At 44.0% G+C, this 21,212-nt stretch carries 18 protein-coding genes; 9 read left to right on the top strand and 9 right to left on the bottom strand.

Features of this window, described 5'->3' with window-relative positions; all coding sequences use genetic code 11:
• Positions 1-21 precede the first annotated feature (21 nt).
• Positions 22-1,632 carry a PilZ domain-containing protein gene (locus tag G601_RS0107610; RefSeq protein WP_026665010.1) on the bottom strand — a complete coding sequence of 537 codons (1,611 nt, stop codon included), beginning with the start codon at positions 1,630-1,632 and terminating at the stop codon, positions 22-24.
• Between the two features lie 1,655 nt (positions 1,633-3,287).
• Between G601_RS0107610 and G601_RS0107600 the strand changes: the two genes are divergently transcribed.
• Positions 3,288-4,568: an O-acetylhomoserine aminocarboxypropyltransferase/cysteine synthase family protein gene (locus G601_RS0107600; RefSeq protein ID WP_026665009.1), complete on the top strand. Its 1,281-nt coding sequence runs from the start codon at positions 3,288-3,290 to the stop codon at positions 4,566-4,568.
• A gap of 239 nt (positions 4,569-4,807) precedes the next feature.
• Here the strand turns inward: G601_RS0107600 and G601_RS0107595 are convergent, their stop codons facing one another.
• Complete coding sequence (locus tag G601_RS0107595) at positions 4,808-5,095, bottom strand: hypothetical protein (RefSeq protein WP_026493570.1); 288 nt, start codon at positions 5,093-5,095, stop codon at positions 4,808-4,810.
• Between the two features lie 271 nt (positions 5,096-5,366).
• Here G601_RS0107595 and G601_RS26080 point away from each other — a divergent pair, with 271 nt between their 5' ends.
• The gene (locus G601_RS26080) at positions 5,367-7,457 is read left to right on the top strand and encodes a hypothetical protein (protein ID WP_026665008.1); all 2,091 of its coding nucleotides are present in this window, start codon (positions 5,367-5,369) and stop codon (positions 7,455-7,457) included.
• A gap of 433 nt (positions 7,458-7,890) precedes the next feature.
• Here G601_RS26080 and G601_RS0107585 read toward each other — a convergent pair whose 3' ends face one another.
• Positions 7,891-8,307 (bottom strand): DUF4430 domain-containing protein, encoded by a 417-nt coding sequence (locus G601_RS0107585; RefSeq protein ID WP_035787349.1) that lies wholly within the window; start codon positions 8,305-8,307, stop codon positions 7,891-7,893.
• Between the two features lie 314 nt (positions 8,308-8,621).
• Here G601_RS0107585 and G601_RS0107580 point away from each other — a divergent pair, with 314 nt between their 5' ends.
• The 6 genes from G601_RS0107580 to G601_RS25695 all read left to right on the top strand — a co-directional run bounded on the left by G601_RS0107580 (position 8,622) and on the right by G601_RS25695 (position 16,506).
• Positions 8,622-9,305, top strand: coding sequence for a hypothetical protein (locus tag G601_RS0107580; RefSeq protein WP_026665007.1), 684 nt, complete (start codon positions 8,622-8,624; stop codon positions 9,303-9,305).
• Positions 9,306-9,307: 2 nt separating this feature from the next.
• A complete protein-coding gene (locus G601_RS0107575; protein WP_035790475.1) occupies positions 9,308-11,542 on the top strand; it encodes a CocE/NonD family hydrolase in 2,235 nt (744 codons plus the stop codon).
• Positions 11,543-11,715: 173 nt separating this feature from the next.
• The gene (locus G601_RS24845; protein WP_051205665.1) at positions 11,716-12,606 is read left to right on the top strand and encodes a TlpA disulfide reductase family protein; all 891 of its coding nucleotides are present in this window, start codon (positions 11,716-11,718) and stop codon (positions 12,604-12,606) included.
• 21 nt (positions 12,607-12,627) lie between these two features.
• Positions 12,628-14,493, top strand: a complete 1,866-nt coding sequence (locus G601_RS0107565; RefSeq protein ID WP_026665005.1) for a S41 family peptidase — start codon at positions 12,628-12,630, stop codon at positions 14,491-14,493.
• Positions 14,494-14,537: 44 nt separating this feature from the next.
• Entirely contained in the window at positions 14,538-14,978 is a 441-nt protein-coding gene (locus G601_RS26810) for a CD1871A family CXXC motif-containing protein (protein WP_035790474.1), read from the top strand.
• On the top strand, positions 14,971-16,506 hold the full coding sequence (locus G601_RS25695; RefSeq protein WP_081673435.1) for a redoxin family protein: 1,536 nt from the start codon (positions 14,971-14,973) through the stop codon (positions 16,504-16,506). Before G601_RS26810 ends, G601_RS25695 begins: the two co-directional genes overlap by 8 nt.
• Positions 16,507-16,649: 143 nt before the next feature.
• On the opposite strand, the gene G601_RS0107550 is transcribed toward G601_RS25695, so the two are convergent.
• From G601_RS0107550 to G601_RS0107540, 3 genes are all read right to left on the bottom strand, one after another.
• Positions 16,650-16,949 (bottom strand): WXG100 family type VII secretion target, encoded by a 300-nt coding sequence (locus tag G601_RS0107550; RefSeq protein WP_026493563.1) that lies wholly within the window; start codon positions 16,947-16,949, stop codon positions 16,650-16,652.
• Positions 16,950-17,010: 61 nt separating this feature from the next.
• Positions 17,011-17,328, bottom strand: a complete 318-nt coding sequence (locus G601_RS0107545) for a WXG100 family type VII secretion target (protein ID WP_026493562.1) — start codon at positions 17,326-17,328, stop codon at positions 17,011-17,013.
• A 37-nt stretch (positions 17,329-17,365) separates the two neighbouring features.
• The gene (locus G601_RS0107540; RefSeq protein ID WP_026665004.1) at positions 17,366-18,262 is read right to left on the bottom strand and encodes a hypothetical protein; all 897 of its coding nucleotides are present in this window, start codon (positions 18,260-18,262) and stop codon (positions 17,366-17,368) included.
• Between G601_RS0107540 and G601_RS0107535 the strand changes: the two genes are divergently transcribed.
• A complete protein-coding gene (locus tag G601_RS0107535; protein ID WP_442852393.1) occupies positions 18,167-18,688 on the top strand; it encodes a response regulator in 522 nt (173 codons plus the stop codon). The genes G601_RS0107540 and G601_RS0107535 overlap by 96 nt on opposite strands.
• Here the strand turns inward: G601_RS0107535 and G601_RS0107530 are convergent.
• The 3 genes from G601_RS0107530 to G601_RS0107520 all read right to left on the bottom strand — a co-directional run bounded on the left by G601_RS0107530 (position 18,685) and on the right by G601_RS0107520 (position 21,204).
• On the bottom strand, positions 18,685-19,536 hold the full coding sequence (locus tag G601_RS0107530) for an endo alpha-1,4 polygalactosaminidase (protein ID WP_026665002.1): 852 nt from the start codon (positions 19,534-19,536) through the stop codon (positions 18,685-18,687). The genes G601_RS0107535 and G601_RS0107530 overlap by 4 nt on opposite strands.
• 36 nt (positions 19,537-19,572) lie before the next feature.
• Positions 19,573-19,881 (bottom strand): hypothetical protein, encoded by a 309-nt coding sequence (locus G601_RS0107525; RefSeq protein WP_026665001.1) that lies wholly within the window; start codon positions 19,879-19,881, stop codon positions 19,573-19,575.
• Positions 19,882-19,962: 81 nt separating this feature from the next.
• The gene (locus tag G601_RS0107520; protein WP_026665000.1) at positions 19,963-21,204 is read right to left on the bottom strand and encodes a hypothetical protein; all 1,242 of its coding nucleotides are present in this window, start codon (positions 21,202-21,204) and stop codon (positions 19,963-19,965) included.
• Positions 21,205-21,212 lie beyond the last annotated feature (8 nt).

Here is a 21,212-nt window from a genome sequence, read left to right as displayed (position 1 = left end):
GTTTGTAATTAGTTTTAGTCTTTACTCGTTCTTACTTATCCTCTCAAGTTCTATAATATCTGCAATCTGTTCAGGAGTAAGGAATCCGTCATCCCTCTTGGGAGCAAAGAGACCTTCGTCTACAGCGTTGCCATTCTGATTAAAGTATCCGTCAAATTCATCATGGAATCCACCGGAAAGTGCAGAGGTCTGCTTCCTTGTTCTTACAGGCTCATCTGCCATATACCTGTCATCCGCCGGAGTCCTCCCCGCATTTACCGCTTTCTCCGAACTGGGTGCAGGCTTTGTATTCATAGAAGTATTATACGCATCGACAAATCTAACCTGATGACCTGTCCTTGCGGCTGACATTCCCTCCGCTGCCCTGTAATCAGGTTCATCGGAAGTATCAATCATCTTCTTAAGCTCGTTCTTATCCCCAACTATTTTTGATATGAAATCCAGCTTCCTCTTAGTCTTCTCTGAAGGCTTAAATGACGCGCCCTCAAGGGAAGCAAGGTCAGCTACCATCTGCTTGGACTTCTTGGTAGCACCGCCCCTGGTCTTCTTAAGATCATCAAGCGGATTCTCAGGCTTTTGCGGCAAAAGCTTCTTAGCCTTGGCAGGAGTTCTGTCCTCTATTGAAGCAAGCTCCTCAAGGTCATCGGCATCCACCAGTGGCATGCTGTTTGGAAGCTCAGGCATATCGTCCATATCGGCTACGCGCTCTGCCCTTTTGCGCATGATCTCCTCCTCCGATCTCTCGGGAATAAGATCTGCTGCCTCGTCGGGTGACATGAGCTGAAGCTCAGGATCCTCTTCTTCCACAGGAATCTGCTCACGCCTTGGCTGCGGCTTTTCATACTTGGGAGCAGGTGTGCTCTTAGGCGACTTCTTCTCAGGGGTTGGAAGCTCCCACTTGCCCTGATGCTTCTGGCTCTCGTATTCCTTAGAAACAGCCAGCTGCGGAACGTAATTCACAGGAATCTTATCTCCTGATGCGATCTTTTCATCGGGTGATCCCGCTACATCAAGGATGTCGTCAACCTTAAGGCCAAGCTTCTCCTTCTTCCTGCTGGTGATGAGCGTTACAAGATCAGCTCCCATAGCATCAAGAGTACAGCCGACTGCCGGCTGACCATTCATCGTAAATACGCGAACCACAGTTGCTTCGCATGCATAAAAATGGAAATAAGTCGGATCGTATCTAAATGACGCGATAATGTGATCCCCAACCTTCACGGAGGCTTCCGTGTCAAGAATAAAGGCTATGCCCTTCATTGAAATATCATAGACGAGAGCATTCCTGATATCCTTGCTGTCGCCAATCCTGATAACGCCGAGTCTGTCGATATCATATCTCTCAGCCTGTCTGCGATTGACGATCTTGCCATCGTCCGTGCATCTTATCAGATGGAACTTACCATACTTGGTCTCCACAGGTCCGATCCTCGTAGCCATGAACTCATAGGATCTGCCATCCCTCTTATTGACAGCCACAACCTTGGAGGGTTCCGTAAACGTAAGGTCCTCATCAAAGTAAGTAAGGGAGTCCACAAGAAGACCATCACGAACACCTATATCTGCCTTAGTAATAAGGAGAATTCCGTGCCCATTGATGGATGCATGAATTTTTATTTTTGAATCTTTCATCACGTCGCTTAGTTTCATATTGATATTTTATTACAACGTCTATGTCTTCGCAATTATAAAAACGCGCTTAAATGCAGAAATTCGGGGAGAAAATGGGGCTTGAGGGGTGGGAATTTGGAGGGGAGGTGGGTGGTGGAAATATTTCTAATAAGTATCAGCTTCTAGTTGTTCCGATTTCTTTTTCAGGACAACTGTTTCTGCATTTATATGCTGTTTAGTTGTTCTGTTCCGTTTTTGGGACAACTATTTCTGTACTTATATGCTGTTTAGTTGTTCTGTTCCGTTTTTGGGACAACTATTTCTGTCCTAATATGCTTTTTAGTTGTTCCGGTTCTTTTTCTGGACAACTATTTCTGCACTAATATGCTGTTTAGTTGTTCCGCTCTTTTTTCCGGACAACTATTTCTGTACTTATATGCTGTTTAGTTGTTCTGTTCCTTTTTTGGACAACTATTTCTGCACTTATATGCTGTTTAGTTGTTCCGCTCTTTTTTCCGGACAACTATTTCTACAAAATATCCCCGTCTAGTTGTTCCAATTATTTTTCCGGACAACTATTTTCGCACAAATATTCTATCTAGTTGTTCTAGTTATTTTTCCGGACAACTATTTCTGTACTTATATGCTGTTTAGTTGTTCCGCTCTTTTTTCCGGACAACTATTTCTACAAAATATCCCCGTCTAGTTGTTCCAATTATTTTTCCGGACAACTATTTTCGCACAAATATTCTATTTAGTTGTTCTTATCCTTTTTTCCGGACAACTATCTCTATGCAAATATACCTTTTAGTTGTTCCGGCTATTCTTCTGAACCTTTCTACTGAATCAATGCCCCTACAACAAACAAGTCACGTAGTCTGGCCAGCCCTGCGGTGGTGCTATGTCCATGAGTTACTTGAACCTTTTCCATACAATTAACAAATCAAGTAGTCGTGCCGGAACAAGGTTCTACCGCTACTTGACCTTTTTCCAAACAATCTACAAGTCGAGTAGTCTTAAAGAAGCATACTCCCCAGACTACTAGACCTATCCCCTAACAAGCAGAAAGTCTCGTAGTCTGGAAGAGAAAATTAATGAAACCTACGCGATTTTTTATAAAATCTAAGCAAGGGCAAGTAGGCAAGCGCTGATAAAGGCTCAGAACTACTCAAGAAATATCCAGAAGCATCAAGAAGTCGCGTAGGCTGGCCAAAACATAGTCCCAGGGCTACTTGACCAGTACCGAATCAATAAACATGTCACGTAGCCCGTCCACAACTGCAAAATAATCCGCCCACAACTACAGAATAATCCCGTCCACAACAACAGAATAATCCACCCACAACTACAGAATAATCTCGCCCACAACCACGCCCCCCACTCCCCACAATAACCAGAAACTATCGAAGGCAATAAGTTTTGTTTATCCTAAAACCTATTGACTCACTATGTGAATAGTTATATATTATTCCCAACAATAAACGAGCCAAGTAATACAGATGAAAAAGCTGTAATACTGATGAAAACAGAAGTAATGCAGACGAGAAACAGCTGTAATACTGATGAAAGCAGAAGTAATGCAGACGAGAAACAGCTGTAATACTGAGAAAAACAAAAGTAATACACAACAAACCGTATTACAGACAAAAATGAAAGTGAAGTAGGAGGAGAACGAAATGGGTAATTACAGATTTGAGACATTACAGTTACATGTAGGACAGGAACAGCCGGATCCGGCAACAGATGCAAGAGCGGTTCCGATTTATCAGACAACATCATACGTGTTTAGAAACAGCCAGCATGCGGCCGACAGATTCGGACTTGCTGATGCAGGTAATATATACGGAAGACTTACAAACTCAACTCAGGATGTTCTGGAAAAGAGAATTGCAGCTCTTGAGGGCGGAAGTGCAGCCCTGGCAGTTGCATCAGGAGCAGCAGCTATCACATATACAATCCAGGCACTTGCAGCAAACGGCGGACATATCGTAGCACAGAAGACAATCTATGGCGGAAGCTACAACCTTCTGGCACACACACTTCCTCAGTACGGCGTGACAACAACCTTTGTGGATGCTCATAACTTAAGCGAAGTTGAGGGAGCAATTCAGGAAAACACAAGAGCAATCTACCTTGAGACCCTTGGCAATCCTAACAGTGATATTCCGGACATCGATGCAATCGCAGAGATAGCTCACAAGCACGGACTTCCGCTTGTAATTGATAACACCTTTGGAACGCCTTATCTTATCAGACCCATCGAGCACGGCGCTGACATCGTAGTTCATTCAGCAACCAAGTTCATCGGTGGCCACGGCACAACCCTCGGCGGAATCATCGTTGAGGCAGGTAAGTTCAACTGGAAGGCAAGCGGCAAGTATCCTAACATCGCTGATCCCAACCCCAGCTATCATGGAGTATCCTTCTATGATGCGGTTGGCCCTGCTGCCTTTGTAACATTCATCAGAGCTATCCTTTTGAGAGACACCGGAGCAACAATATCTCCATTCAATGCTTTCCTCCTACTGCAGGGTGTGGAGACATTGTCACTCCGTCTCGATAGACATGCAGAGAACACCAGGAAGGTAGTTGAGTTCCTCAAGAACCACCCCAAGGTTGAGAAGGTTAATCACCCTTCAATCGCTGATCACCCGGATCACGCACTTTATGAGAAGTACTTCCCGAACGGTGGCGCTTCCATCTTCACATTTGAGATCAAGGGAGGAAAAGACGCTGCATGGAAGTTCATCGACAACCTTGAGATCTTCTCACTCCTTGCAAACGTTGCCGACGTAAAGAGCCTTGTTATCCATCCTGCGACAACAACTCATTCACAGCTTAATGATGAGGAGCTTAAGGACCAGGGCATCACACAGAGCACAATCAGACTCTCAATCGGTACAGAGCACATCGACGACATCATTGCAGATCTTGAAAAGGGCTTTGCCGCAATCTGATGACAGTGCTGACAAATGATCCCGCCTTAGCATGGCAGGACTTACTACCAGAAACCATTTCATAATATCTTTCCAGATAAAGAATAAAAATTTGAAGCATGGCTTCACCGACTAAACAAAAACCGCACTCCATAACAGGGGTGCGGTTCAACTTTTTTATAACTCTTTTTATCTTCTTATAGATTTTTTCTTATCTCTTACATTTTTTTCTTATCTTCTTATAGCTTTCTCTTATCTTCTTACAGATCTCTTAATCTCATCATGAAAATTGAATACTCATCATTCTGGAAATCAAGGTCCGGTGAGTTCTCTCCTCCACCGTTGGTGCTGCGCTTGATCTCAGCGTAGAACTCCTCGCCCTGATTCACAATGTCCATGACAGACATCGACAGGCCATTGTCACTGGCAATAGCACAAAAATCAGCCACAGGATTCACAGACTTTTGTGTATCAAGAAGTCTCTCTTTAAGCTCTGCGTTATCTCTTGCCAAATCCAACAATTCATCCAGTTTCTCTGTAATTCCCATAGCGCTTCCTCCCCTAACCTGTATTTTTTCAAAATAAATTGAGTCCATTATAACAATGATTCTCAATTTGTAAAACACAAAAATCCCTATTTTCTCAGCTTTTTTAGAGAAAGGTGCCAGGCACCAACAGAAATTACCAGACACCTTTTACAGGCAACAACAGAAAGTCCCAGACACCTTTTACAGGCACCTTTCACGAAATTTATATTATTATAATAAATTAGTGTTCAAAATAATGATAAAATTGAGCGAGAGAGGGGGAATTATCATAATGAAAAAACAGTTTGGATTTCTATTATCTGCAACCATGATAGCATCCCTGATGCTTAGCGCCACTGCCTGCAGCAAAGCACCGGCAGATAACAAAAGCTCCGGCACATTAGGCGATGCAACAGAAAGCTCCGGTGCATCAGAAAGTACCAGCGAAAACACTGCGGATGCAAAAGACAGCTCTTCCACCGCAGACACTTCCCAAACCGCTTCTGCCAATAGCGAATCATCAGACAACACCGAAGACGCAGCCTCCGAGCAGAACAGCTCTGACTCCTCGGACTCAGTAAAAATCCCTGCATCCGAAGCAGATCTATTAGAGTTCATGGAAGGTGACTGGAGCCTTGTAAATCCCGTCACAAAAACGGACTACGCGACCATAAGCTTCCAAAATGACGGCAGCTTTTCATACGAATATACGGGCAGCGGCGATAAGTGCGAAGGAAGCCTTGGCGCCAACCACCTGTATTCCGGCGAGGACAAGCTACCACTGTCCTTCACGATAAACGTCTCGGGGATTGATAAGATGAACTTCGACAGGGACCACTACTATGTTCCTGAAGACGGCAAGGACACCTCCGATTGCAAGATCTATATCGGAAACTGCGACGGCGACGACTACATGTATATGGAGTCCACCGGCAACGGCGATTCTTTCATAACCACCGTTCTGTTCCAGGATCAGACCAACGTGGACGGCTCATTTTACATGGGTTCGCAGGCGGTCCTCATGCATAGAAAAAGAGAAATCGCAGTGGAACCCGATGCAAAGGAAATCTTCTATGGCTGGCTTTGGAAGGCTGATGACGAGGGCTTCTGGGCACAGGAGATGATCCCGCTCACATGGGACGATGAAAACGAGTACACCGGAACGCGGTTTACGGCAGCAGCTTTTGAGCCTGTCTGCATAGGCTCTGCCTTCTACGAATACACTGACAAGGTAAACAAGAATCTCCTCCTGAACAGCCAGCGACTGGACATGACGTATCCCAGGCTGATGTGCCGTATCACACTTGATGAAAATGGCGAGCTGGAGGATCTCGAGGAGGTTGACCAGGCCTTCTACGGCATTTACAATGTTGGCGACCGCGAGGATGATGTGTCCTATGACTTCATGACCTTCACCTGGAATGGCATCGATTATGACCTGTCCGAGACCAGCCCCGGCAGTCACATTCTGGATGTCCGCTCCGCCTATGGAAAAAAGATCGTGGAATGTCACATATCTCCTCACACCAGCGCATATCACATCTTTGACACCTTCTACGGCCAGTTCACTGAAACTCCGATCGAGGGAACGGGCCTCATCTGGCTTGACGACGATTTCTCAACGGCAATATATGCCCAGTGGAACGAAGTCAGAGACCTTTGCGGTGACCTGATGTTTACCGTTGACGGCGATGAAATCCTGGACCTGGAATTTCTTGATGATGGAAAAAAGGTTAAATGTCAGTATCTGAAAGTAGACGCCGACGAGACGAAGGAAGAAATTTTCGAGCTGCCCGAAAGACGGGACCATGCAATGTGCGCCTTCTGCGATTACGCAGTTTCAGGAAAAGCGAGCGACTACAAAAAATTCATGGAATATGTACCTGATGATGCCGCATTTTTCGTAGTGACCGATCCCCAGACATGGTTCACGGAGACGCAGATAATATCTGATGCCGTCGAGCCCAACGGATCCAATAAGGTGATGATCGTAGCGCTGCACGACAACACAACCCTTGAGATTGTTGACGATAAGGGAAAAGGCATCGATCCGCTGGTTATGGACCGTGGTCAGTACTACATTTTCAGCATGACAGTTTCAGAAACCATGCCGCTGTACACAGTTAAGGTTACCATCGATAACCCCGAAAAGAAGCTAGCCGCTGAGTGGCCGGTTGCGGAATTTAGCGGTGAAACCTACCAGCACTGCAAATTCATAACAGAGTCCGGAGATGCGACCCCTCACAGGACCTCATCCTCTCTCCCTGCTTATCCACTTCATAGCCTCCGAAATAGGCCGATACAGCACAAGCATGATCACGAAATTACCCGCGCAGTGTATGAAGTCCCACGGAATACCCGCTGTCCACCAGACGAAGGCTGAACGCAGCCCGGCGGCAACTCCACCTGAGCTAAGGCCTATCACGAAATAGGGAATTGAGCACAGCGCTCCAAACATAAGCCCGAAGGTGCCGGACACGATGGCCCAGAAAATGGCCGAGGTATTTTTCCTGAAGAGCCACACGATCAAAACCAGCAGGGGCCACGCGTAGAGATACATGATCCACCAGAGGTGCATCCCATAAAAAGCGCCTTCAACCAAAATAAAGACCGGAACTACCACCACGATTTTCCATCCGAAAAATAGCGTAAACATAATTAGCCAAAAGCTCGTGAGCTCAATGTTAGGCATGCCGCTGAGTGCCATTTTAGATACCTCTATCACGGCAACCATAATACCTGCCTGCGCTATATCAAGAATTGAAAATCTGTGTTTCGTCCCGGTCATTCTAAATCTGTCCCTTAAAAAATTTTTATCACTGTGCCTTCTCGTAGGTCCAGGTATACTCATCCCCACTGGTCACAGGCTGCTGGTCTGCGCCGTACTGTCCATACTCGCCATTTACATACAGTGCCCAGTAAGCATTGTCCTCAGCATAGATAGCCTTCTCGTCGTTGATGTACTCAACCATCATGCCGTACTCACCGTCTGTTCCTGAATAGGTAAAGCCTGAACCGTTCTCTACGAGCTCATCCATAGCCTGGATCAGATACTCAGCATCTGTTGAAAGATTGTAGGAGGTTGTCTGTCCGTCGCTTCCTGTAACAGCGATCACAACATCCTTTGAACCAGCCTTGGTAGCGGGCTTGTTGAACTTGTAAACGCAGGCAAAAACCGCGATTAATGCTACCAGAATAACTGCACCGATAATAATCTTCTTGTTATTTTTCATGTTAAAAACTCCTCTCTTTTGACATACCAACCGATAATACACTATTTTCAGTATATACTCAAGCGTTTTCCCGCAATCCTTACGGCACAGAACGTGCCCCTTTGTACCCAATTTTTCAGATGTTCTTTAGGATTTTTACATAATAGTTTAATGTGGTGTTCCTTGTTCTGCTTTTCCAATTATGTAATGATTATTTTATCCAATATTTTTGAAAATATCTGGAAAAAATGTCACGGAACGGAATCACCCAAACTTGTCACGAATACCAATAAATTGTTGCGAAGAAAAATCATTTCTTATGAGGAGGTTTTCAAATGAAGAAGATGTTTAAGCAGCTGGCGGCACTGATGCTTGCCCTTATTTTGGCGTTGTCATTTTCACCTACAGAGGTACGGGCGGCAGCCAGTCTTTGCGGTAAGCTTTACACATCCAGCTCAGGTAACGTTTACAGTGTCCTTTATCCCGGAGCTACCCCAAGAAAAGCACGCTATACAATTAATTCCACACTCGTGGAGGATAAACTTCTTGATACCAACGATGATTTTGTTGAATACAGATCCTATCAGGTAGAAATCAGAATCAACAGATCAAATCTTTCAAAGAAAGATATCATAAACTCCCGCAATGACTGCAGGAGAAAAAATACAGGCTTCGGAGATTATAAGACAATCATTATCGACAGAGATGGCGACCCTGTATACAACATCACAGTAAGCGGTGGCTATCGTAGAGACCTCAGCTCACCGGGTAAAAGACTCAAGGCCAAAGACAGAAAACAAACCTATTACTTAAATGATTGGCAAAAAGAAACTGTTTATGTATACAGAGTCCTGATTCCGGGCGATCATGATCCCGTATATTTCGGCGTTGTAGGTCTTAGAAACGGTCAGCTTACAAACAGAAACAAGAAGCTTTACAGAGAAGGCAGAATCAATTTCTTTAATGCAGGCTATGGCAGCACCAAGCGCGGCTATGCCTATGTAAGAAGGATTAACTGATAATGAAACAATCTATTATATTAGTTTCCCTGATATGCTGTCTTACTATATCCGCATGCGGAAGCTCCTCTACTCCAAGGCAGCAATCAGGCAAACCATTTCAAACCGATGCTTACAGCTTGAAGTCATCTCCCCTTGAGAATAATGTTCCCGTGGCGGATGGCCTTGATGAAGCTACGTCAGAAATAGGATATGAAGGCATACTTCGCATTGAGCATGGGAAACTTTTACCCATGCTCAATTATTCTGAAATGCGATCTTCCGATTACACCAACGAAAATAATGACATTCAGAGATTCTGCGTCTATGTTGAAACAGATCACGACACCGACAATGACGGAAAAGCAGATCTGGTCAAAGCATTCGTCCAGGTACCTACTGCTGCTGTAGATGGCAAGTATAAAGCGGCTACTATCTACGATCCCACACCTTACGCCGCAGGTACTGTCAATTCAGAGTACTTTTCCGAAGCTGAAGGAGAAAAATACACATATCTCGAGAAGCCCTTCGACTATGAAAAGCTTTATAAGGCAGGTGAAAAGAGGACTCCTTCCGGTGATATGAGCACAAAAGAAGCCGCCCTCTGTGCCAATCCGGATGACTGGGACTACACTATCGCAAAGACAGGTCAACTCAGTTATGAGTATGGAATAGAATTAGACTATTACCTGGTGCGTGGTTATGCCATAGTTGAAGCCTGTGGTATAGGCACCTTCGGATCAGAGGGGTTTGAACTTTGCGGTACGGATCTGGAGCGCGATTCTCACAAATGCGTCGTAGAATGGCTGACAGGAGACAGAATTGCCTTTACCGACAAAGAAAACAACATAGAAATCAAGGCTGACTGGTCAAATGGCAAAGTCGCCATGACCGGCTGCTCCTACGGCGGTACACTCCCCTATGAAGTTGCCACTACAGGTGTAAAGGGTCTTGAGACAATCATCCCCTACGCAGGCATCGCCTCCTGGTATGACTACACCAATTCCCAGGGTGTGCCCCTTCGTTCAGATCCATCCTACAAGCATGCACTCGCGCTGTATAACTGTGGCGGAGTTTTTCTTGATGATGACTGGACCGTACTTAATGACGAATATCGCTCCTGGCTGTGGCAGGTAGAACAGGACGAGGACGTAGCCAATGGAAAATACACTCAAATATGGGCTGAATCGGATTACTCTGATGACTATGAAAAAATAAACTGCTCAGCTCTTATTATTCAGGGACTAAATGACATAAACGTCAATACCAGACAGGCACAGCTTATGTATAACGCCTTCAAAAAGGCCAACAAAACAGTTAAGCTGGTGCTTCATCAGGATGGGCACGCTACAATCAGAAACATAATGGTCGATAATGAACCATGGTTAGAAATAGAAAACAAGTGGCTCGCCCATTACCTCTATGGCGTTGATAACGGCATTGAAAACATGGCTGAGATCACTGCGCAGAATAACATCACCGGAGAATTTGATGAATATGACTCCTTTGGAAAATATAAAAAGTGCGTGATTTATCCGGAAGAAAGCGATTCAAAAACAGACGTTACAAGCGAAGGGCTCGGCGATTATACAATTAGTTATTATCCGGATTCAGAATTCCCTGTCGAAGAAATGGAGAATTTCTACCTTGAAATGCCTATCTCCAATGCAGCAATATACGATGTTGATATCCCCGAAGGAGCAACCATTTCCGGAGTTCCCGAAATACATGCAAAGCTGTCAACTCCCAACACCGATCTCGAAGGTCTTATGATAACAGCAGTTCTGATAGATACCGTCGATGAAGGTAAACTATTTGACGCCTATATATGCTATAAGGAAGATGAGAATCTTCTTCCCTCAAAGGACATTGATGTAGTTGATATAGGTGGCGGAGCAGAACCTATTGTCATTGTAGAACCGGAACAAACTCCCACCACCGCAAAATGCATATCCCATGGATGGACTGACCTTGCCAATCCCGGTCGTGGCCCAAAATCCTCCGAATATGCGGAAAGTGAGGATCTACAGACCGGCAAGTACTATGATTACACCTTCTACATGATACCTACAGTATATACCGTGGAAAAAGGTCACAGCCTAAAGCTCCTTTTAATGACCTGGGATCCTTACATAGTTTTTCTTGATGAGAACTTTTTCTATGAAGAAGAGATTCCGGACCGCCTGGATGATTACAACTACTCCTATGTAATTGACAATAAATCTCTGTATGCAGAGCTTCCTCTTATCGCAGAATAATAAATTAATTATTTTTTTTTAATAAAAAGAGCCTCTGAACTCAGTAGATTTAATAGTTTCTTAATCGAGAACAAAGGCCAGTTAGATTATAATTAATTCATGTAACTATGTAGTGTCTGAGCATATTTAAGCCATTATTTATGTCTTGGGTTTTAAAAGGAATGGTGATTGTTATGAAAAATAATTTATTCAAAAAATTAACAACTTCAGCTTTATTACTCACACTTACTTTAGGCCTTCTTGCCTGCGGAGCCAATACCTCTGTCAATGCGTCAGCAAATATAGGTGAAAAGAAAGATATTCAGGATGAAGCCACTGCTACCAGCGCTTCTGTTCCAAGTAGACAGCTTAGCTTTGTAACTCAGGACTTAGATGGCAATGTTGTCAGCAGTGAGGACCTTTTTGCCCCCTGCGAAATAACCATGGTAAATGTATGGGCCACCTGGTGCGGCTTCTGCGTTGGTGAGCTCTCAGAATTGGAGCAGATAAACGACAGACTTGCTGCCAAGAACTGCCAGATAGTAGGAGTTTGCGCGGACATTGAGGATGAAGACAGCTTAAATGAAGCAACTGCACTCCTCCAGGAAAATGGCGTAACCTATACTAACCTTATTACCTGGGATGAATGGTACGAAACCCTCGACATGAGTGAGGGCTGGCCCACTTCTTTCTTTGTAAACAGCAATGGTGAGCTTGTAGGCAATCCCATCAGTGGTGCACTTGTAGATGAATATGAGGATTATATCGACGCACTTCTGGAAGGCACAGTACCTCCAACACCTACAAGCGGAAACAAATTATCAAGCTCAACAGATAAGGCCTATCAGATCATAGTAGTAGATACAGATAGCAATCCCGTTCCCGGTGCAATGGTTCAATTCTGTACTGATAACACCTGCATGATGGGTGTGACAGATGATAAGGGAATAGCCTCCTTTGAAGAGCCCGCAGGAATTTATGATGTACATATTCTCAAGGTTCCGGAGGGCTACAAAAAACACACGGATGCATACAAGACAGAAAAGAACAACACTGTTCTTACTATCACTATTGAAAAGAATTAAGCCCCAGAGGAAATAACTATAATGACAAAGAATACAGTTCGCTTAATACCAATATTTGCGCTCTGTGCCTTTGTTTCCATGTCATGCGGAAGCAGTCCTGCCGTTAAGGATACGCCAAAGGCCGAGAACCCGGTCCGTGTCGAAGCTGATCGGGATACGGTAAGCGACACCGCGCAGGACGGCTCTGCTGATTTACATACAACTACTCCCTTATCGGAGGATAAAGAAAGTAAAAGCGAAGCCAAACCGGCTACAGATTATAAAGTAACCTACAAGGAGTTCCCCCTTTACTTAGGCAGCTCCTTCAATCCGGACAGAATTAATCTGGCTTTTTTTGACCATATGCCATCTGTCCCTTACATATCCATGGCCGAAACCGAATACCTCCTGGAATATATTTACCACTCTACATATTATCCCACCTACGAGCTGGAGCTATCGGAATACGGCAGTGTATCAACACTCACAAGAGAAAACGAATACACGATGGAAGTGGATTCCGACAAGGATACCATTACCTACTTTGACTATGATGCATTTATCCTGCCTCCGGATTCAATAAGACTTATCGATATAATGAAAAGAAATGATTTCAATCCGGACGGAACCACCAATTATTTTCAGCACACCGATTATGCCTATGAAAGATATGGGAATGAAATCACCCTTTCTCTGTCAGACTATAACATCGACATTATAGGCACAGAGGAAGGCTGTTTTGTTCCGCTAGCAACGATAAGTGATTTTCTTTGTGTTGATAATTACTTCAGCCTTCTCTTTAATGGAGAATCGGTTATTATCCTTGGATATAATGAAATTATCAATCCCAGGGGGCGACTCTATGACCTTGGAAAAGTATATTACAGTGCTCCCGCCGGAAGTATCCCTGAGGATCTGGTCAAGTTCAGCTACAATGAATTATGTCTCGCACTTGATAATCTGTATGGCCTTAAGGACTTACATGGCATAAGCACCTTTGAAAACTTTTTTGATAACACCGGTCTTAAAGCCGACCTGTTAAGTACTGACCCCGCTACGGTAGACGGCGCTATTCAGGAGCTGCTAAATGTTCATCTGGATGACCTCCACAGCACCTACGTTGCCCCATCCTATTACAAAGGATATGACCCTGATAATGTGCCACCTGAAGGAAGTTCAACCGTTTCCTTTGAAGAATTTCAAACCAGACTCAGTGACATCAGAGATAGCTATTATGACGAAGTCCCTTTTTATGAAGAGATAGGAGATACTGCATATATCACATTCGATAAATTTATAACTACAACTCAGGACTATTATAAGAATCCTCCTGACAGTAACTTCTCTGACACCATAGGTGGCATGCTGTACAGCTATCAGCAAATTACGCGAAAAGGCAGTCCTGTCAAAAATGTGGTTCTTGACCTTTCCCTTAATACAGGAGGCGATGTTGATGCTGCTGCGTATGTGATAGGAATGTTCCTGGGAGAAGGTCAATACTCCCTGCGCAACCTGTTTACAGATGCCATGACCACAGACTATTACTATGTGGATTCTGACCTTAACCACGAATATGATGAAAAGGATTCCCTGTCAGGCTACAAGCTCTACTGCCTGATATCTCCCATCAGCTTTTCATGCGGTAACCTTGTTCCCTGCATATTTAAGAGCAGCCATAAGGTCACACTGCTGGGCCAGACCTCAGGTGGCGGAACCTGCTGCGTTCTTCATATGTCCACTGCCACCGGATCGGTATTCCAGCTGTCAGGTCATTATCAACTGTCATTTGTGAAAAATGGCGTCTTTTATGACATTGATAAGGGAACAGATCCGGACTATGTGATATCAAATCTTAAAAATTTTTATGACCGACAAAAACTGACAAATTATATTCACGGATTATATTAAATCTCTTCGGGGTATTTTCCCTGAAAAAACATGAGGTTTTAACTATGAATAAGAAAACAGTTTTACTGACAATTGAAGCTCTTTTGTGTGTTATAACTGCCGCCGTACTGATCGTACTGGACCTCTCTATTTATATGAAAGGTCTGGCTGCGCGTGCGGAAAATCCCATGGCAAACATATACACTGCAGAGGCAATTGCTGATAACGCTGTTTTTGTTTTGCCTTTATTTGTCCTGATCGCTCTTGTAACAATCCTAAGTACCTTCCTTAGTGTTCGTGATGACAATCAGGACAAGGCAGCAACCGGTATCGATATAGGTAAGAATGTGGCTAACACGGGGGCGGACAATATTACAAACAAGGTCAGGCTTACCGTCCTGGCATTAGCCATCATATTCATCATTATCGGTATCTTCAACGGAAGCATGAGTGATGTGCTTATTAAGGCATCCAAAATATGTACGGAGTGTATAGGCCTTGGATAATAATCAATCTTCGGTAAACGTATCATGGTGGAACGCGCACAAGCCTACAAAGCGAAGGATAATACAGCTTTATAGTGCTCTTCTTTATAATGCGCATCTTAGGGGCTTTGCAGAGGGACAGATTTTCACAGGAAAATCGAAAGCCGTCTGCGTTCCCGGATTCAACTGCTATTCCTGCCCCGGGGCAATCGGTGCATGTCCCCTGGGATCCATTCAGAATGCCCTTGGATCTCTTAATAAACATATCGGATTCTACGTACTTGGAATCATTCTACTCTATGGCATGCTCCTAGGAAGAACCATCTGCGGATGGATATGTCCTCTCGGCATGCTCCAGGAGCTTCTGCACAAGATTCCCACTCCAAAATTAAAAAAGAGCCGTTTTACAAGAGCTCTCAGTTATCTCAAGTACATAATCATCGTCATCTTTGTGGTGTCAATTCCAGTTTACTACGGAATCTTCCAGGGAATCCCGGTTCCGGGATTCTGTAAATACATATGCCCTGCAGGAACCTCTGAAGGAGCTATGCTTATGATTCCCAAAAATCCAAGCTTTCTGTCAATGCTTGGACCAATCTTCACACAGAAATTCATAATCATGGTAATAGTGATCCTGGCGTGCATTTTCTGTTACAGGTCATTTTGCCGTTTTCTCTGCCCCCTTGGCGCAATCTACGGAATATTCAACAAACTCTCAGTCATCGGCGTTAAGGTCGATGCTAATCGCTGCAACAACTGCGGCGCCTGCGTAAGATTCTGTAAGATGGATGTTAAAAAAGTAGGCGACCACGAATGTATCCACTGCGCCCAGTGCGTTGCACGCTGCAACCAGGGTGCGCTGTCAATGAAAGCCGGTGGGTTCACACTTATCCAGCCACACAAGCAGGAATTCGTAAATACAGAGGAAGAAAATAAGGTTAAGAAGGCAGCACCTGTCATAGGCATCATAGCTGTCCTTGTTCTCGCATTTGCAATTATCTGGACCAATTTCCTTGATCCTTCACTAAAAGCAAGCGCAGATGCGGCAGATACCAACGCTCAGGTATCTGAAAACACTTCAACCGAAACTCCCGAGACAGAAAGCATCGCACCCGAAGGCTATGAAATCGGTCAGCGTCTTAAAACCTTCGAAACCAAGTGCATAGACGGAAGCACCTTCAACCTCTCAGACACAAAAGGTAAAGTAGTATTCATCAACCTGTGGGCAACCTACTGCGGTCCCTGCGTCAAGGAGCTTCCTCACTTTAACGAGCTCTATCACAAACACGAGGGTGACATCGCAATGCTGGCAGTACATGCCAATCTCACAACCGAGGATGTTAACGCCTACATCGCAGAGAAGGGATGGGATATCCCCTTTGCCATCGATGATGATGCAGAGACCATATTCAAAATAGTAAACGGCTCCAGCGCTCTTCCTCAGACAATCGTCCTGGATAAAAAGGGTAATGTCATATATAACCAGGTCGGTTCTGTGACACCGGAAGCCCTTGAGATGCTCTATGAAAAGGCATCCTCTGCAGAGTGATACCGGATATAACCTTATTTAAAATTCATTTCTGCCATATAAAAACAGTGGATAGGTTTTAAATCCTTCCACTGTTTTTTCATGCATTATGTTTTTCTTATTCAGGCTTGCAACACGCTTATTAATGTCCTTCTTCTACATACTTATGCGTCTTGTCCGGCTGCCAGTGAAACATTTCTGTTCTCTGCATTAGCATAGTTAGCAGCAATTTCATCAAGCTTGACGCAATAATTTTCAATTGCATTATAGAAGTTCTCAATGTGTACCTTATTCTTTTTATATGCCATATCAAAATTATCATGAGCATCGCCTTCCCACATAGTATTAAGACGTGTCTGCTCACCTTCAAGGTCACTTGCTGTTTTTTTGAATTCAGCATTAATCTTGCGAAGCTCCATCGCTTTATTCTTAACTTCCTGTGCTGTTACAATAAATTCCGGCATATCATTACCTCCTATTTTTTCTATACGATAATCTATTCTACTTTTTTCACTTTATATTTTGTCAGGAAATGATGTTCGCTGAGAGTGACTCTACAACTTCCTTATTTGTGTTCTCAGCAGTCTGATACTCGTTTGCAATCGTATTAAGGTGCTCAACATGCTCACTGATCAGCTTATGAAGCATTTCAATGTCCATCGAAAGAGCATCAAACCTGGACACATACTCTTTCTGAGCTTCACCACTCCAAATACGACCAGTAAGAGTATCAACTATTTCGACCATCTCATCCGTCTCCTTTTTCAAGGCATCGGAACACGTTTCCATTCTTGATGCAGCTGCCTTCAGTTCCTCTGGTGTTACTCTGATTACATTTGCCATTTGTATACCTCCTTAATATTTATATACATAATTGTTATTATGGTTGAAAAATCGGACTTACTATAACTACCGGTTTACCGTCTGCCGTCCTTGGTCCAAGAGTAGCATATTTAATGTCTTCCCTTAATTTTTTAATCATATTTACTAGTCCATTAAAATCTAACGATATTCCTAAGGAACCACCAAGTCCAACACATGCACCCACTTCCATTTGGAATTTTCCATCCTTAAATCCGATATTGAATTTGCCTCCTATTCCAAATTGTAAGGATGCTGTTACATCGGCTTTTATTCCAAGAACAGTTACTCCGGCAGAGGCAGTTACATTTACAGCATATAGTCCCGCTTCTGCCTTCACGGCCATTTCAAACCCTTTTCCGGGAATGTATTGACAACAGCCACCAACCTCTGCTGCTACTCCTCCAACCTTAACGTCAATATCTCCCTGAACTCCCAACGCTCCTTTTTTAAATAACGAAAGTGAACCTGCGGCTTTAGCTCTGCCTATGAAAAGGTTTCCACCTGCTTTTGCCTGCACTCCAAAGGCTTGATGTTGCTTGCCATCTTTATCTTTAACAACATATGAACCTACTCCGGCAGCTGCGCTAAAGTCAGTAGTCAGGAATTTTGCAGAGGCACTTCCCTTTCTATGCAAAAGCTTGCCACTTTTTTCACCTTCAACTTCGGCTCCATATACAGTTACTTCGCCTTCAGCTTCTATTAAATTATCTTCATATACAGTGCCGGTTTTAGCAGAAAAACGATCCTTTTTTTGCAGCTCTTCCTTGCAGACATGCTTTTCGTCACAAGAAAATGTGTTGGAAACTGGGAAGTCGGAATACGTAAGCCCGACCTTGAAATGCTGGACAAAATTTCCCGCGCTCTGAATATCAGTATATCTGACCTTGTTGTAAGATATAACAAATCGGACCATCCAAGCGGTGGCGCTTTGGATAGATCCGACATGCCGGCAGATTATCAGGATAGTGCTACCGGTTCAGTTATTCTGGTTGAAGATAACCCTGATTTAAAGACAAAATACTCTTTGATGATTTCAGATATTATAAGCAACGACCGTCTCGACAGCTTCAGCAACGCTGTTGATTCCTACAGCCACGCAACCACCAATAGCATTTCCACCGCATTTATCGATGCGGAATTATCTAATGAGAACGCTTTTGTTCTGGCACAGAAGCTGATCGATTTAAATCCCCATGCAAACATAATATTCATTACCGAGAATCCGGCTAACGCCATGAAGGCTCTGGATATGTTTTGCAGCGGCCTGATATTAAAGCCACTGACAAAGGAGAAGGTCACCAAGCAGCTGGAGCATTTGAGGTATCCGGCAGCTTTTTAAGACAGATCCAGCTTATCTGAAATATAGTATTTATAGCCTTTTTTCTTGCAGTATTTTTGAATTTTGTTGCTAAGATTCTTATCCTTCGTGTATTCCAGAAGGTAGCATTTTTTCCTGCACTTCTTTACAAGCTTCATATATTTCTTGAAGTACTTTGCGTCTAAGGAGCTGTTTTTCCCGAACTTATCCTTGTCATAATCGATAATCCTTGAGAAAACAGTCTCCTGATTTACGCCGTCAAGAATATCATTTAGGCTTCTGTTTTTATCATAATATTCTGTGACAAATGTATCTCCGCCGTTGATGATGACCTTGCCCTTTTTCTTAAGGCCTTTAAGTATGGTCTCCACGCCGGAGTAGATATCGTCGTTATGGTATTGGTAATAGACATCTATGTTATCCACAAAAAAGCCGTCCACGCCTGTGGAAATGATCTTCGATGAGAGGTCATCCAAAATAAATCTCTGCCACTTTTCATCATGGACATTAACCCACTTCTCATCAGGCCAGTTCTCGTATACACCGAGGGTTATGTCCTCGTAGCTTTTATAGTAATCTCTGTAATTCTCGATGGCACCGACGTTGATGTAGCTGTAGACCTTGTGGCCCTGCTTTTTAAGCTTCTTAATATCCTTTGACAAAAAGCCGTTCTGAACATCGATCACTATCGTCTTGTAATCCTTGAATTTCTTAAAGGCACTTTTCCCGGAATTAACCGACAGGAACACGCCGTAATCATAGGCGAATTTCTTCTTCGCCGCATTGACGTTAAACCTTAAGCTCCCAAGTACGAAGCATATCATCAGTGAAAAGATCAGAAGTTTAGAAATGATAAATTTCTTTTTCATACGTTTCCTCCAAGTATGTTCCCCCCCTGAAAGAAGTTATAAGCCCGCTATTGCAGGAAAGAGTGAAAGCTCCCCTGTCAGCAGCTCTTTATCGTTGCATTTGCAGGATGTGACAATGAAGTCGAAGCCTGCTGCCCCCATCCTTCGCTGTCCCGTGAAGATAAGGTGCATCTTCTTATCCTCAGTCATGTATTCCTCGGAGACTGTGGTGCCAAGGTCGCTCTTTTCAAGAACCTTACGGAAGTCTCCAATGAAGGCAGGGATAAGAACCCTGCCGGTTTTCTCGCCAAGGCTCTTGCCGTATATTGAATCGATTTGGTTTTGTAGGATTTGGTGTATTGTCATGATTGGTCCCCCTTTGTTTTGGGTTGTCAGGGTTCTGGAAAATCTGCTGCGCTTATCGTGATGTCGCGTCTATCGATTCAGTTAAGACTCACGATCTACTTCCACGCCTTCGAGGGCTATTTCGATGGGTTCTGCTTCTGCGCCATAACCGGATCTGTAGTAGGTGAGTCCTACTCCCTTAGTCCACTCCATTCTGCAGTACCAGCCTGTCTCAACTGCGGTATCCCAGCATCTGTATCTGCAGATATCGCCATCGTGCTCAATTCTAAGCTCGAAGGTATCCACTGTGCTCTCATCATCCTCAGGCGCACAGACACCTACGCCGTTTTCTAAGAAGTCCTCCTCAGCAGGAGTCTCGTCCACAATGTCTCTGAGGTAATATATTGAGCCTTCTGTTACATAGTAGTAGCCAAGTCTGAATCTGTCAGATCCGTCTACATCTGTACTTCCGGGGCATTCATCACGAAGGAGAGTTATGGTGTACACATCACCCTCGCTGTAGGTCTCTTTCTTTTCAACCTTCACCTTGACGCTCTCATCATCCTCAAGCATGAGATTATAAACGTCATAGTTATACTCGCCCTCACCCTCCGGGAAGAAGAAGTCTCTCATATCCGTAGCAGCCTGCTCAGACGGAAGATTGGGTGCAAAGTTAACTTCATCCAGGAAGAAGTGGGATACCATTCCCTCCTTTACCAGCATTCCGAGATGATACTTCTTGGACATTCCCTCATTGAAAAGCTCTGCGAACTCTTCCTTCGTTACCTGCTGTCCCTTGGTGTTGTTATAGACCGCATCCTCACTAAGCTTGAAAACATGCGGCTCTTCATCGGTGATATAGGTGCTGTCAGAATCATAATCACTTCTATAGCCCATTGAACCGTAGGCAGTGAAGGTATCGTCTGCAAACTGTCCCTTGTAGATTATGGTGTAGGGATTGCCATTCTCATCATCCATGCCGATTGCATCTTTGTCGGAGGAAGCCAGGTAGGTCTCCCAGATACCATCGGGGGTTTCTGCGTTTTCTGTCTCATCTAAAGCATCTGTTTCTGTTGTAGATTCAGATTCTGCATTTTCAGCATCTTCTGAGTTTTTGCTATTCTCTGCTGAAGCTTCTTCTGAAGAAGCATCTGCGTTCTCAGTAGTTTCTGTAGATTCATCTGTGGCTGCTTCTGAGTCTTCTGAAGTCTCTGTATCCGCCTTCTTTTTGGATTCGTCCATGACTAATTCAGACTTATCCTGACTATCCTTGTCACTGCCACAAGCTGTAGCTCCAATTCCCAACACGGTTGCCAAAAGCAACATCATTACTCTTTTTTTCATAGTTCCCT

It is taken from the genome of Butyrivibrio sp. FC2001 (assembly GCF_000424125.1).
Lineage (GTDB): Bacteria > Bacillota > Clostridia > Lachnospirales > Lachnospiraceae > Butyrivibrio.
Note: the sequence above shows the minus strand (reverse complement) of the source record. Positions and strands in the feature narration are given on the sequence as shown.

What these genes read in the sequence shown, in the direction of transcription:
- G601_RS0107585 (WP_035787349.1), bottom strand. Translation starts at nt 8,307, where the DNA reads ATGAAAAATAACAAGAAGATTATTATCGGTGCAGTTATTCTGGTAGCA.
- G601_RS0107575 (WP_035790475.1), top strand. Translation starts at nt 9,308, where the DNA reads ATGAAACAATCTATTATATTAGTTTCCCTGATATGCTGTCTTACTATA.
- G601_RS0107550 (WP_026493563.1), bottom strand. Translation starts at nt 16,949, where the DNA reads ATGCCGGAATTTATTGTAACAGCACAGGAAGTTAAGAATAAAGCGATG.
- G601_RS0107520 (WP_026665000.1), bottom strand. Translation starts at nt 21,204, where the DNA reads ATGAAAAAAAGAGTAATGATGTTGCTTTTGGCAACCGTGTTGGGAATT.
- G601_RS0107565 (WP_026665005.1), top strand. Translation starts at nt 12,628, where the DNA reads ATGACAAAGAATACAGTTCGCTTAATACCAATATTTGCGCTCTGTGCC.
- G601_RS0107600 (WP_026665009.1), top strand. Translation starts at nt 3,288, where the DNA reads ATGGGTAATTACAGATTTGAGACATTACAGTTACATGTAGGACAGGAA.
- G601_RS0107595 (WP_026493570.1), bottom strand. Translation starts at nt 5,095, where the DNA reads ATGGGAATTACAGAGAAACTGGATGAATTGTTGGATTTGGCAAGAGAT.
- G601_RS26810 (WP_035790474.1), top strand. Translation starts at nt 14,538, where the DNA reads ATGAATAAGAAAACAGTTTTACTGACAATTGAAGCTCTTTTGTGTGTT.
- G601_RS0107580 (WP_026665007.1), top strand. Translation starts at nt 8,622, where the DNA reads ATGAAGAAGATGTTTAAGCAGCTGGCGGCACTGATGCTTGCCCTTATT.
- G601_RS0107610 (WP_026665010.1), bottom strand. Translation starts at nt 1,632, where the DNA reads ATGAAAGATTCAAAAATAAAAATTCATGCATCCATCAATGGGCACGGA.
- G601_RS0107525 (WP_026665001.1), bottom strand. Translation starts at nt 19,881, where the DNA reads ATGACAATACACCAAATCCTACAAAACCAAATCGATTCAATATACGGC.
- G601_RS24845 (WP_051205665.1), top strand. Translation starts at nt 11,716, where the DNA reads ATGAAAAATAATTTATTCAAAAAATTAACAACTTCAGCTTTATTACTC.
- G601_RS0107530 (WP_026665002.1), bottom strand. Translation starts at nt 19,536, where the DNA reads ATGAAAAAGAAATTTATCATTTCTAAACTTCTGATCTTTTCACTGATG.
- G601_RS26080 (WP_026665008.1), top strand. Translation starts at nt 5,367, where the DNA reads ATGAAAAAACAGTTTGGATTTCTATTATCTGCAACCATGATAGCATCC.
- G601_RS0107545 (WP_026493562.1), bottom strand. Translation starts at nt 17,328, where the DNA reads ATGGCAAATGTAATCAGAGTAACACCAGAGGAACTGAAGGCAGCTGCA.
- G601_RS0107540 (WP_026665004.1), bottom strand. Translation starts at nt 18,262, where the DNA reads ATGGTCCGATTTGTTATATCTTACAACAAGGTCAGATATACTGATATT.